The sequence below is a fragment of the Bernardetia sp. genome (genome assembly GCF_020630935.1).
GTDB lineage: Bacteria > Bacteroidota > Bacteroidia > Cytophagales > Bernardetiaceae > Bernardetia.
Genome location: NZ_JAHDIG010000002.1, coordinates 13395 through 27050, shown reverse-complemented (window position 1 = coordinate 27050; position 13656 = coordinate 13395). Strand labels below are relative to the sequence as shown.

Genomic DNA, 13656 nt, shown 5'->3' with positions numbered 1-13656 from the left:
TTGAATAAATAAAAAATCTGCCCAAAATCCGTAGTCATCTACTCTATCAAATTTTTTATTTCAAAACACTTTCAAAATCTTCAAAAAATATTAGTATTATGGCAATTTCAATGAAAAACACAAAAAAAGAGATTATCGATGCATATAGGTCTCTTGAAAGAGAAAATAAATCGCTCCAAGCAGAAATTACAAAACTTAAAACCGAGAACCGAACACTGCAAAGCAATTTAGAAAAAGGACTTACTGTGCAAAAAGTGGTGCAAACCAAAGCACAACCTATAAAAACAACTCCAGCAGTTTCTTTCAATGGGGGAGGTTATCAGTCGGTAGAAAGCGTAGTTACAGCATTTGAAAACATCAAAGGTAATGTTGGTATTGCCATTAGTGGGCTTTCAGATAATCTGACAAAAGAAGCTGCAAACTTGGCTGTTTTGCAGGAAGAGAGCAACGAGATTGAAAGCCAACTTTTAGAGCTTCATCAGATTGAAGAAGCCGAAGAAAGCACGCTTTCTGACATTATTAGAGAATATATTGAGAAATCAGAATCTTTTGAGAAAATAATTACTCAAACTGAAAAAGAGCAATTAGAAGCCGAAGAGGAAGCTAAAAAGGCTTATGAAGAAGCCGAAGACTTGCATAATTCAACACTTTCTGAACGTAAAAAAGAGTGGCAAACCAGCCTAGACAGAGAAAACGAAGCCTATCATTATCAGCGCAATTTGGAGCGTCAGCAAATAAAAGACGAGGCAGCACAGCTTGCCAAAGTTCGTGCAGAAGAACTTGCTACGCTTAAAGAAGAGCAAGAAAAAGAGTGGGCATTGCGTGAAAAACTTCTATCTGAAAAAGAGCAAAGCTATGAAGAAGCAACACAAAAAGCAGAGGAACTTCCTAAGAAACTAGACAACGAAACAAAACGTGTTTATGAGAAGACCAAAGCTGTCATTCAGAGAGAAAATAAATCTAAATCTGATTTGTTAGCAAAAGAAAACGAAGGCAAAAAACGCATTGCAGAACGCCAAATTACAGCTCTTTCTGGAAAAATTGCACACCAAGATGCTCAAATTAAGTCGCTCAACGCACAACTGACTAGCGCACTCAAAGAGGCAAAAGAATTGGCTATCAAGGCAATAGATGGAGCGTCGGGCGCAAAATCACTCGCTGCACTTCGTGAAGTAGCTTTTGAGCAGTCTAAACAGAATGGGAAGAAATAAAAAAAACAACTTTCTAAACTACTTATCACTAAACAAATTCAACCCAATAAAGACTATTAAAAATCTTTGTTGGGTTTTACTCTGTCTAAAATAACTTTAAATAATTGATAAAAAATGCTAACTTAGACTTGTAAAGTTTAAAAGAAGGATGTACTTTGCCTACATAAACTTTAAAATTCAGAATAAACTTTTGTTGTATCTGAGTTTTTTGAAGAAATAGAAAATAACTCTCAAACCCCTTAGTTTTTAAATATGGGCGAAATAGAAATAGCTGAACTACGTAAACTGACTACTTTCATCAAAGATAAGTTTGATTATAACTTTAAAGATTATGCTATGTCTTCGTTTAGAAGACGCATTAAGCGTATGTTAGATTTGTATAAGCTACAAACTGTAGATGAACTTATCCATATTCTGAATACAAAAGAAGGTTTTTTTGAAGAGTTTGTATCCGAATTGACTGTAAATGTTACAGAAATGTTCAGAGACCCTACATTTTGGCGTGTTTTGAAAGAGCATATCATTCCTAATATTATGCTCAACCACAACAAAATCAGTATTTGGCACGCTGGCTGTTCTTCAGGAGAAGAAATTGTTTCTATGTCTATCGTTTTAGATGAAATGGGAATTTTAGACAAAGCCAAAATTGTAGCCACAGATATTGACCGTTCTATTATTGCAAAAGCAAAAGAAGGACGCTATCCCCTCAAACACATGGAGGTAAATCGTAAAAATTATTTACGCTACCAAGGCAAATTTTCGTTAGAAAAATATTATACAGAAGTAGGCTCAGAGGCTGTTATCAATAAAGCTCTTTTAGAAAATGTTTCCTATCGCAAACACGATTTAGTACAGGGAAGTGTATTTTCAAAATTTGACTTAGTCTTGTGTAGAAATGTAATGATTTATTTCAATCAAACATTACAAAATCAAGTATTGCACCGTCTCCACGAGAGTTTGTTTAAATATGGTTACTTAGTTATTGGTTCGAAGGAATCTTTAATTTGGTGTGATATTGCACACAAGTTTATTGTAGTAAATAATGAAGAAAAAATTTACAAAAAAATTAAAGATTAAAACTAATTATTTTAAACTATCCTATTTTTTCAAACTATTAGTAGCTAATTTTTGAGCTAAATGGTAAAAGAAACACATCTTATAAGCAAATACAAGGCAGTTGTTATTGGAGGTTCGGCTGGAAGTTTTCAACCTATGGTTCAGATTCTTTCCTCTATTCCTCGTGAGTTTCCATTGCCTATTTTTCTGTGTTTACATAGGCTCAAACACGTACGCCATGGGTTTGTAGAAGCACTTTCTATAAAAAGTCAGAAAGAAATTATTGAGCCAACAGATAAAGAAAGCATCAAAAAAGGAATTGTATATTTAGCCCCTGCCAATTATCACATGGCAGTAGAACTTGGAAATTCTATCTCTTTAAATACAGAAGAACTAATAAATAATTCTCGTCCTGCAATAGATATTACCTTCGAATCGGCAGCGTATGTATATCGTGATAAGTTGATAGGTATTTTACTCTCTGGAGCAAACAAAGATGGAGCAGTAGGAATGCAAAAAATAAAATATAGAAAGGGTCTGACCATAATTCAAGATATTGAAGAGAGTATGATAAATGCAATGCCAATGGCAGCGAAAAATATAGTAGATATTGATTATGAATTGAAAGTAGATGAAATTATAGAGTTTCTATTAAAGCTCAACAAAATTTATCAGTAGTATCAAAACTCAGTATTACTGCCAGTATTTGCTAGTACAAACCCAATTAAATAAGAAATGAGTTTAATTTGTTAAGAAAATATGAAAAAATTCTTTCAAAATAGCACTTGGTTTATAATCACCATTGGAGTATATTCCATTGGTATTTTTGTATCTGGCTTTCTTTTGCTTCAATTAAATAAGACACTCCAAGATGCTAGTCTGTTAGATGATAATAGAAATTATTGGATGGGCTTTATTCTTTCTGAATTACTTTTAGGGCTTATTCTGATGGTTGCTTTTTATGTGCAGTGGCAGCGCAAACAAGCACAAGGAGACATTATTTATGTAGATAGATATGTCAGTGAAGAAACAAATGATGATGATACACAAATAAAAGTATTGGACTGGAACAAACAAAGAGAAGAATTATCCAAATTATTAAAAAACTCAAATAAAAATCAGTTATCAAATGATATTCTTAGGCACGTATGTAGCCAATTAGAAGCAGTTTCGGGAGCTTTCTATATTGCTCAAACGGATACGGACATAAGGAGAATAGAATTGGTAGCTGCGTATGCTTTTGCACTTCCTGATAGTCAGAAACTATTTTATGAATTTGGTGAAGGAATAGCAGGACAAGTAGCCAAAATAGGACAAAAAACATATATAAAAAACATTCCAGAAGGTTATCTCAACATTCTTTCTGGTTTGGGAGAGAGCCAACCTTCTGTTCTTTTGGCTGTACCTATCCAGCAAGACAATACAGAGAAAGAAATAAAAGAAAATCCAGTGAAAGGAGTTATCGAATTGGCTTCCTTCAAAGAGTTTAGCGATTCAGAAAAGGAATATGTAGATAAAGTAGCCGATTTGGTAGCCAAACATTTATAATTTTTGCTTAGGAAATTCAAATATATTGTTAGTCTATTATATCCTATCAAAAATCCAACACATTGGCGTATTCGTGATTTTTAATTTTTAATTGTCGATTTACTTAATTATTTTTAAAAATAAATTTAAAACTCTAATTTAGCTCTATGCTCAATCGGTTCAGCATTCGTAATAAAATCACGCTATTACTTTTAACAGTAGTGCTTGGTGCTGCATTAGTGCTTAGTTGGGTTTCCTACTACCGTGGAAAAGAGGCTATTGAGTTACGTTATTGGCAAAACTTGAAGGTAATCAATACACTAAAGAGTAAAGAAATTCAAGGTGTTTTTTCTCAAATTAGTTCACATGTTAACCTGCTTCAAGAGTATTCTTCTGTATTACAATCTCTTCGTCGTGTCAATACAATTAATGAAAAAAGTTATACTGACACACTACAAAATCAACTTAGAAATCAACTAGATAAGTCTTTACTTCCCTTTCAAAAAACATATAATTATCCAAACTTAGTGTTGATAAACAAGGATGGAAGAGTTATATACAAAACAAATCCAACAGCAGATTACCTTGTCTTTGGTAGAATTTATGACCGTTATCAAGTTCTTCTCACCCATGCAGGTGATGGTATTTATTTCAATGAACCACGAATAGCAAAAGAACTTTCCGATGCTCCAAGAATGGAAGCTATTGCACCCATTTATGACCCAGAGCAAAATTATTTGATTATAGGCTATATCATTGTAGAACTAGATATGCAAGTAGTATATGATGTAGTGGCTGATAGAACAGGATTAGGAGAAACAGGTGAAATTGTTTTGGGAAGACAAAAAAGTGGAACTACACTTACCTTTTTAAATAAATTGAAGGAGCAGAATCCCAATACCCCCAAAATTATAGGAGATGGAAAAGCAGAGGGTTTAGAAAGAGTATTAAAAGAAAAAACAACTGGTTACGGTTCTTCAATAGATTATAAAGGAGAGAAAACGCTTGCTGCTTGGAATTATATAGAAATTGTAGATTGGGGAATGGTAACACAAATAAATAGGAGTGCCGTCGAAAGTGATTTGAATGGGCTTGTTCTTGCCTTTATCCTAACAGGAGCCATTATTATTATTGTTGCTGGTGGTCTTGCGTTTGGCTTTTCTACTATTCTAACTCGTCCTATTGAACGCCTACAAGTAGTTTTGGGGATTGTAGCCAAAGGAGAGTTGCCAAGAGAAATTAAAAAAGGAACTAAGGACGAGATTGGACAAATGACAGAAGCTGTCAATAATTTGGTGCAAGCTCTCAAAAGAACGGCTGATTTTGCCCACCAAATAGGAAAAGGAAACTATAAGGCTTCTTTTCGCCCTATGGGAAAAAATGATACTTTTGGTAATGCTCTTATTACGATGCGAGATAGCATTCAAGATGCAGATAGCAAAGACAAACAAAGAAACTGGATTGTTTCTGGTGTAGCAGAAGTAGGACAAATTTTGCGTGAATATCAGACTATTGAACTTCTCTCTGAAAAAATAATTGCTTTTATTACCGAAAAAATAAATGCTGTTCAAGGTAGTTTTTATGTTGTTGAGGAAGACGAGATTACCCAAGAAAAAACCATTGAAATACGTGCGACGTATGCTTACCACAAAAGGAAATACTTAAAAAAATCATTTCGTTTTGCTGAAGGATTGGTAGGGCAGGCTGCTATCGAACAAGACATTATTCTTCGTACAGAAATTCCAGATAATTATATGACTATTAGTTCTGGACTTTTGGGAGAACAAAAACCAAAGGCACTACTTATCGTACCTCTCATTACAGATGAAAAAGTATATGGAGTAATGGAATTTGCAGGACTGACAAGGTTTTCAGATACTGAAATTAATTTCCTTCGTGAGATTAGCATTATCATAGCAAGAACAATCTTCAATATAAAAGTAAATAACCGTACAGTTTCTCTCTTACAAGAATCTCAACAAATGAGTGAAGAACTTCAACTACAACAAGAAGTTTTGCGCCAAAATGCAGAAGAGATGGAATCTACACAAGAAGAATTGCGTAAATCTAATGCAAGACTAGAAGAGCAAATTTTGGAGGTAAACCGAACGCAAAAACGTATGCAGGTTCTCTTAGAAAATGCTTCTGAGGTAATTACGATTTATGAAAAAAATGGAAAAGTGCGTTATATAAGTCCGTCTATTGAATCTATTTTGGGATACGAACAATCTGAACTTATAGGAACAAATGATGTAGAAAATGTTCAACAAGGAAGTAAAGACACTTTCCGACAGCTTTTTGAAAATCTTTTAGAACATCCAGACGAAAATATTACTATTCAATATGAATATCGTAAGAAAAATGGCGACCCTGTTTGGTTGGAAGCAACAGGTACAAATCGTCTGTCAGACCCTGCTATTAGAGGAATTGTAATCAACTCTAGAGATATTACAGAACGCAGGCGTGCAGAACAAGAAGCTCGTATGCGTGGACAAATGCAGGCTCTTTCTGAAAACTCTCCCGACCTTATTATGCGTCTGAACCCAGAAGGAAAGATTTTTTATGTCAATCCAACTATTAAAAATTTGACAGGATTAGAACCTTCAATTTTGAATAACAAAATGATGAAAGGCTCAGAGTTACCTACTCCAATCATTAACAAAATTGAGGAAATTACTGCTAAAGTTAATCGTACAGGAAATAAAGTATTAAGAGAACTAGAAATTGACTCTGTGGCTGGTGAACGTGTGATGCAAACCACAGCTATTCCAGAATACAACGACCAAGGCTATTTAGAATCTATTTTGGTAGTTTCTCATGATATTACAGAAAGAAAAAGAACTGAGTTTGAAGTCAGAGAAACCAATCGTAAAATTTCTGAAAGTATCAACTATGCAAGGCGTATTCAAGGAGCAATTTTGCCAGAAAGTCGTCATTTGCAAAGTATTTTCCCAGATTCTTTCATTCTATACAAACCTAGAGATATTGTAAGTGGAGATTTTCCTTGGTATGTACAGAAAGGAGACGATGTTTATGTTGCAGCTGTGGACTGTACAGGACACGGCGTTCCGGGGGCTTTAATTTCTCTTATTGGATATTTTATTTTAAATGAGATTTTAAGCTCTAGCCAAGAAGTTCTCTCACCAGCACAAATATTGGACAAACTCAACCGAGGTGTTGCCCAAACACTACGACAAGATACAGAAGGAAATACAAAAGACGGTATGGACATTGCGCTTTGTCGTATCAATCAAAAACAGAATAAACTAGAGTTTGCTGGAGCGCATCGCCCTCTATATATTGTACCAAAAGAAGGAGACTTAATACAAGTTAAAGGCGATAGAAAACCGATTGGTGGAGGGGCTATTTATAGTCAAAGTGATGACTTTACAAATCATAGTCAAAAAATTTCGAAAGGAGATTCTATTTATATCTTCTCTGATGGCTTACCAGACCAATTTGGTGGAGAAGAGGACAGAAAATTCTCTGCAAGACAAATAAGAGAAATTTTGATGGAAAACAGAACTCAAAATATGGAAGAAATGTGTAATACCTTTGAAAATTCCTTTAACGAATGGATGGGAACAAGCAAACAGATTGATGATATATTAATGATTGGTATAAAGTTTTAATGTGTTTGTCTTAAAGATTTCGTTTTTTCAAAAAAATGGAGATAATTTTGAAAGTTATTTTGTATCTTCCTTTGTTCTTCTAAGAATTTATCCTAACTTAAAGGCAAGTTTAAAAATAAAAAGGTAGAAAACTAATTTCTATAAAGTTCTTAGTTAAAACGAGAAATAATACAACTTACTTTTAATTTAAGTGTGTTTTCGCTAAAGCCCCTTTTTATTTGGATAAAACCTTTGCTTAGAACATTATTTTCTATGTACTTTTGTTAAACTGACTTATTAGAAGGTTTATCAATGCAAATATTTTAGTTTATTTTTAGCTGGGCTATCTAATTTTTAATACGAATACTAAAAATATTTTACAGATACTCTCAAGATATTTAAGCCACTCATTATGAAATATATTTATGACTTACATAAAGTTATGCTCAAACAAAACTTGCTTTTAGTATATGAAGGTGAGTTTAGCCAAGAGATAACTAAGGCAGTTTTGGCTATGGCAGAACGTAATATGGACTCTTTTGGAGAACAGCGTAAAGTCAAAACAAAAGTGTTTAATGTCATGGTAGAATTACTCCAAAATATTTTTAAGCATTCACAGAGTTATCAAGAAGAGATATACGGAAAAAATAACGCTATTTTTTCTCTTGCTAAGACTGATGATTATTATTTTGTATTGTCAGGTAATCCACTCTTTACAAACGAAGTAGGAGATTTAGAACATCGCTTGACAGAAATAAACAAGTTAGATGCTGCTGGTCTTAAAGAAGAATACAAGCGAATAATTAAAAGTAAGAAAGGTGTTGGTAAGGAAGGACTATCTGAAAAAGGTGGTGCTGGTCTTGGTTTCATAGATATGGCTCGTAAGTCAGGGAATCAAATTCGCTTTGACTTTGAGAAAATCAATGACGAATTATCTTTCTTCTCTCTTCGCATGACTATTGATAGAAACTTAGAATCAAAAGGTAAAAGCAGCGACGATTAATTCTTTATTGAACGAATCGCTCAAAAATAAAAAATAAAGCTTATACAAGCACATATATTAAACTTACAATTCAATTTAGCATTTTAATCTAAATATACTCTATAAATAATATGGACGTAATCAACTTAGAACCAACAGAAGACACTCCAAAAGTAATCTTAGACAAAGACCGTCAAGTATTTGAAATATCAGGACGTTCTCTTCCAGAAGATGCAGCCGAGTTTTATCAGCCTATCTTAGATTGGCTAGATGAGTACGAAAATCAAGTAAATCCAGATACTAACTTTATGTTTAAGCTGGAATACTTCAACACAGCATCTTCAAAACTTATCTTAGATATTCTCTCTAAGCTAGAGGAAATTGAAGGCGCATCTGTGATTTGGTATTTCCACGAAGACGACGAGGATATGGAAGAAGCTGGTGAAGAGTTTTCTGACCTTGTAGATATTCCATTTGATTTCAAGACCTATTAATAGTCTAAATCATTGCAAAATTAGAGTTATACAGACTTTAATATTTAAACGACAATCTCAAAGCAAATAGGCTCTCGTTTAAAATCAATGTTATATCTCAATCAACTATACGTTTTTGGCTTGTTTACCTGTCATTTGACTTATAGTTTTGATTATCAACTATTTTTAGTTGTCTCTTGTCAATTAACTTTTATAGGGTAATTTCGCTAAGAGTCTTCTCTATTCGAAGTTTGCCCTTTTATGCCTTTTGAGTAAATCTGTTTTCTGACTAGAAAAATTATAATTTAGTACTACCAAAAGAAAGATAAAAAATAGAATATGAGTGAGGAAATACTAAAAGCCCTAACCCAATTATTTGCAGTTGTCTCAAAACAAGACGGTGGTGTATCAGAAGCCGAACGTAACTTTGTCATCCGATTCTTCGAACAAGAATTGGATAGAAAAAGGCTAAATGAGTATGTAGCACTGTATGACCAATATGCAGAGTTTGGAGTAGATGGCGAAAAAAATAAAGATAAAAAAGGAGAAGAAGCCACAGCAGAAAAGGAAGAAATAAATCCAGAAGATATAGTAATCATTACAGAAGGCAAAACGCCAGAAGAAATAGAACAACAAGAGAAAGACAAAGCTAGAGCTATACGAAAAGCGAAGAGAAAAGCAAAAAAAGCAGCAGAAGGAGGAGGTAATATCAAGCTCAAGGATAGTATGCGTACGCTAAGAGTTTGTAGAGATATTAACAAAACGCTTGCTCAAAAACAAAAAGTAATTGTTACCTTCAAGATTTTGGAGATGTTGGCTGTGGATAGAAACTTTAGTAGCCACAGATTAGAAATTATCAAGACAGCTTCTGAAATTTTTAAAATTCCAAAAAAGGAATATGAGCTGATGGAAAACTTTGTTATTTCCACAGACTCTCAACAGATGTTTGATTCTCCAAACTTCTTAGTCTTCGATGAGGAAGCTCCTCCTGTAGAAAGTAGAAAAAAATTCATTGATTCTGGTCTTTTAGATGGTGAAATTGTATTTATTCGCCTTGAAAGTGTTGATTTATATTTCACAAAATATAATGGTAAGGATGAGATTTTCCTAAATGGTCAGCTTGTAAAGAAAGATACGATTGTTCTTTTCTCTAATGGTAGTGTTTTCAAAACACCAAAAGGTGCGCCTCTTTATTATAGTGATCTTGTTACTCGCTTCAATGATTCGGCAAAGCAAAACCCTATCTCTTTTAACGCCATCAATATAGATTTTCGTTTTCCAGATGGAACTATCGGACTTCGAAATGTAAATATTGCTGAAGGTCCAGGCAAACTTCTTAGTATAATGGGAGCAAGTGGCGCAGGAAAAACGACACTTCTCAATGTTTTGGCTGGTTTAGAAACGCCGTATAAAGGAGAAGTCAGAATCAATGGATTCAATATTCACACAGAATCTGACAAAGTAGAGGGCGTAATTGGTTATGTTTCTCAAGACGACTTACTTATAGAAGAGCTTAGTGTCTATCAAAACTTGTATTATAATGCTAAACTTTGTTTTAAAGACCTTAGTGAAGAAGAGTTAGATACTCGTGTGATGGAGGTATTGGCAAGTTTGGGATTAGATAGAATAAAAGATATTACTGTTGGTAGTGTTCTGAATAAAATGATTAGTGGAGGACAGCGTAAGCGTTTGAATATTGCTTTAGAGCTTATTCGTGAGCCTGCTGTCATGTTTGTAGATGAACCTACTTCTGGACTGTCCTCAAGAGATTCAGAAAATGTAATTGACCTTCTGAAAGAACTCTCTTTAAAAGGTAAACTTATTTTTGTGGTTATTCACCAACCATCATCAGACATTTATAAGATGTTTGATAAGATGATTTTGTTAGATACTGGTGGTTATCCTATCTATTACGGCAATCCTGTTGAGGCGATTGCATACTTTAAGCGTGCTACAAATCAAGTCGGAAGTGATAACGGACAGTGCCAAACATGTGGTACGGTTACGCCAGAGCTTCTCTTCAATATTATTGAAGCACGAGTAGTAAATGAATATGGAGAATATACAGGAGTACGAAAAATTGCTCCACCAGAATGGAATGACCTTTACAAACAAACTCACTCTATCACTCCAGTAGATACGGTCAATGAGCCACCACCGAATTCGCTTAGTATTCCATCAAAGATAAAACAAGCTGCTATTTTTACGACGAGAGATTTTCTCTCTAAAATAAGCAATACGCAATACATGATGATAAATTTGTTGGAAGCTCCTTTGCTTGCACTTCTATTATCTGTTATTGTGCGTTTCAAAAATGCTAAAGATACTTCTGAATATATTTTCAGATATAATGACAATGTCCCTGCCTATATGCTTATTGCTATTATTGTAGCCCTCTTTATGGGACTGACTGTCAGTGCAGAGGAAATTATTCGGGATAGAAAAATTCAAAGGCGAGAATCCTTCCTTAATTTGAGTAGAATAAGTTACCTAACTTCTAAGATTCTTATTTTATTTACACTCTCGGCGATTCAAACCTTTACTTTTGCCATCATTGGAAATACAATTCTTGAAATTCAAGGTATGTATTGGCAATATTGGCTCGTACTGTTTAGTATTTCTTGTTTTGCCAATGCTTTGGGTTTAAATATTTCGGCTTCTTTCAACTCAGCTGTTACAGTTTATATCTTAATTCCACTTCTCTTGATTCCTCAAATGATTTTGAGTGGTGCAATTTTTAGATTTGACCAACTCAACAACGCTATTGTAGAAAAGGGACGTATTCCACTTATTGCTGATTTTATGGCATCTCGTTGGGCGTATGAAGCCTTAGCAGTAGAGCAATTTAAAGACAATCCGTTCGAAAGAGAGATTTTTGATGTAGAATTTGAAATCAGTCAGTATCAACACAAAGCGAACTTTTGGATTCCTAAGATGCAGGAAATTTTAGACCGTGCTGCCAACTATGCTGAAAGTGCACAAAATGAAAATGCAGATTCGGTTATGGTGTTATTACAAAGTGATATTGCTCTTTTAAAGCACGAGTGGCAAAGCGAAAAAGTAAATGAAATACTGGAACGCTTAAAACTACAAGCTGAAGATTTAGAACTCTCTTCTGAAGAACAAAAGCTATTAACTACCGATTTGGAAAAAACACTTCAAATCATAGAGTTTGATAGAGCAATGGCAGATAAGCTAAAGGCAGTTTTGGAAATGATACGCTCAAAAGTGATGACACCTAAGTTTGTTATGGCAGGCGAGCGAAAAGATAGTATTATCAATGCTATGGAACAAGACCCTTCAAACAAACTATCTGTAGTAGAACTAAAAAATAAATACACCAATGAGTATTTAGAATCACAAGTAAAAAATGAAATGATAAAGGATAGATATGTAGAGGGGGATGGATTTTTGGTGCAACAAACCGACCCTATCTTTGCTGTTCGTAATCCGAATAATATCTCAAATCCTTTGGATTATCGTACACATTTCTTTGCTCCAGAAAAACATTTTCTAGGCAATTACTTCGATACAATGTGGTTCAATGTCTGTGTAATGTGGGCAATGACAATACTTTTGCTCATCACACTCTACTTCGAATGGCTCAAAAAATTAATTGACATGCTAGGAAGTATTAGTTTTAAGAAGAGTAAAAAATAACGAGGCTTATACTTGACTTTTCTAATAGATTTACTAATTTAGTTTATCAAACTTGAGTTCATTAAAATTATTTTCAATACGCCAATACTTTTTTATATGAAATATTCATTTTATTCTATCCCTGTTCTCTCTCTCAAATCTTTATATGAGAAAAAAATGCTTTCTATGAAAAAACTACAACTTATAGCCTTTATTCTAACATTTGGTCTCTTTTCACTCACTTCTTGTGGAGGCGAAGATAAGCCAAAAGAAGAAAACACAGGAACGACAGAAGCCAATGCAGGAACTACCGATGCAGCAGCAGAGGAAGATATTTTAGCTCCTGGTGTTATGAATGACATTATTCAGTCTATTCCTTCTCCTTTAGAAGTTTCTATTTTGATTAAGGACTTGGGTACAGATTATCACAAAGACAATCTGAGTAACCCAGATTTAGTAGATAACTATACGAATAACTATAAAAAAGCACTCAATTTAGGAGTTTATAGTACAGATTTGGGATATGCAAATATCTATGAAAAAAATCAAGATGCACTAAACTACCTCAACTCTGTTAAGAAATTGGCAGATGGTCTTAATATTGGTCAGTTCTTCGACTATACCACTATCAAAAAACTTACACAATCAAATAAAGACTTAGACTCTCTCCTACAACTCACTACCCAAAACTTTGAAAAAATCAATACAGAGCTTCGCAAGCAAAAGCGTGAGTATTTGAGTATTCTTATTCTTACTGGAGGTTGGTTAGAAGCAAACTATATTACTTCTTTAGTATATAAAGAAAGTAACAATGCCGAACTCAAAGAAAAAATAGGTGAACAAAAACTTGTTTTGAATCGCATTCTGTTAGTATTAAATGTTTACAAAAACAAACCTAACTTTAGTGGTTTTATAGCAGATTTGGAAGAGCTACAAAAGGTATATGAAAACGTTGAAATTGTAGAAAAAGATGGACAACCCAAAATGGAAGTTGTAAATGGGGAAATCGTCATCCAAGACACAAAAGAAACAGTTGTAAATATTTCTGATTCCGACGTACAATCTATCAATAGTTTGGTGGCATCTATCCGTAATAAAATTATTAGTAACTAATTTTTCTCCAAAAATTAGAATAAAAAAAAACCGTTATCAGCCTT

The 13656-nt window shown here is 33.9% G+C and carries 9 protein-coding genes; all 9 read left to right on the top strand.

Going from position 1 to position 13656, the window contains the following annotated elements:
* The first annotated feature begins 98 nt into the window (after positions 1-98).
* On the top strand, positions 99-1211 hold the full coding sequence (locus QZ659_RS00820) for a hypothetical protein (protein ID WP_291720435.1): 1113 nt from the start codon (positions 99-101) through the stop codon (positions 1209-1211).
* Between the two features lie 252 nt (positions 1212-1463).
* Entirely contained in the window at positions 1464-2288 is an 825-nt protein-coding gene (locus tag QZ659_RS00815) for a CheR family methyltransferase (RefSeq protein WP_291720432.1), read from the top strand.
* 60 nt (positions 2289-2348) lie between these two features.
* Positions 2349-2945, top strand: a complete 597-nt coding sequence (locus QZ659_RS00810; RefSeq protein ID WP_291720428.1) for a chemotaxis protein CheB — start codon at positions 2349-2351, stop codon at positions 2943-2945.
* A gap of 81 nt (positions 2946-3026) precedes the next feature.
* Positions 3027-3815 (top strand): GAF domain-containing protein, encoded by a 789-nt coding sequence (locus tag QZ659_RS00805; protein WP_291720425.1) that lies wholly within the window; start codon positions 3027-3029, stop codon positions 3813-3815.
* Between the two features lie 146 nt (positions 3816-3961).
* Positions 3962-7426, top strand: coding sequence for a PAS domain S-box protein (locus QZ659_RS00800; protein WP_291720422.1), 3465 nt, complete (start codon positions 3962-3964; stop codon positions 7424-7426).
* 391 nt (positions 7427-7817) lie between these two features.
* Positions 7818-8408, top strand: a complete 591-nt coding sequence (locus QZ659_RS00795) for a SiaB family protein kinase (RefSeq protein WP_291720419.1) — start codon at positions 7818-7820, stop codon at positions 8406-8408.
* A gap of 110 nt (positions 8409-8518) precedes the next feature.
* On the top strand, positions 8519-8881 hold the full coding sequence (locus QZ659_RS00790) for a DUF1987 domain-containing protein (RefSeq protein ID WP_291720416.1): 363 nt from the start codon (positions 8519-8521) through the stop codon (positions 8879-8881).
* Between the two features lie 318 nt (positions 8882-9199).
* Positions 9200-12520 (top strand): ATP-binding cassette domain-containing protein, encoded by a 3321-nt coding sequence (locus QZ659_RS00785; protein WP_291720412.1) that lies wholly within the window; start codon positions 9200-9202, stop codon positions 12518-12520.
* A 96-nt stretch (positions 12521-12616) separates the two neighbouring features.
* Positions 12617-13612, top strand: a complete 996-nt coding sequence (locus QZ659_RS00780; protein WP_291720410.1) for a hypothetical protein — start codon at positions 12617-12619, stop codon at positions 13610-13612.
* Positions 13613-13656 lie beyond the last annotated feature (44 nt).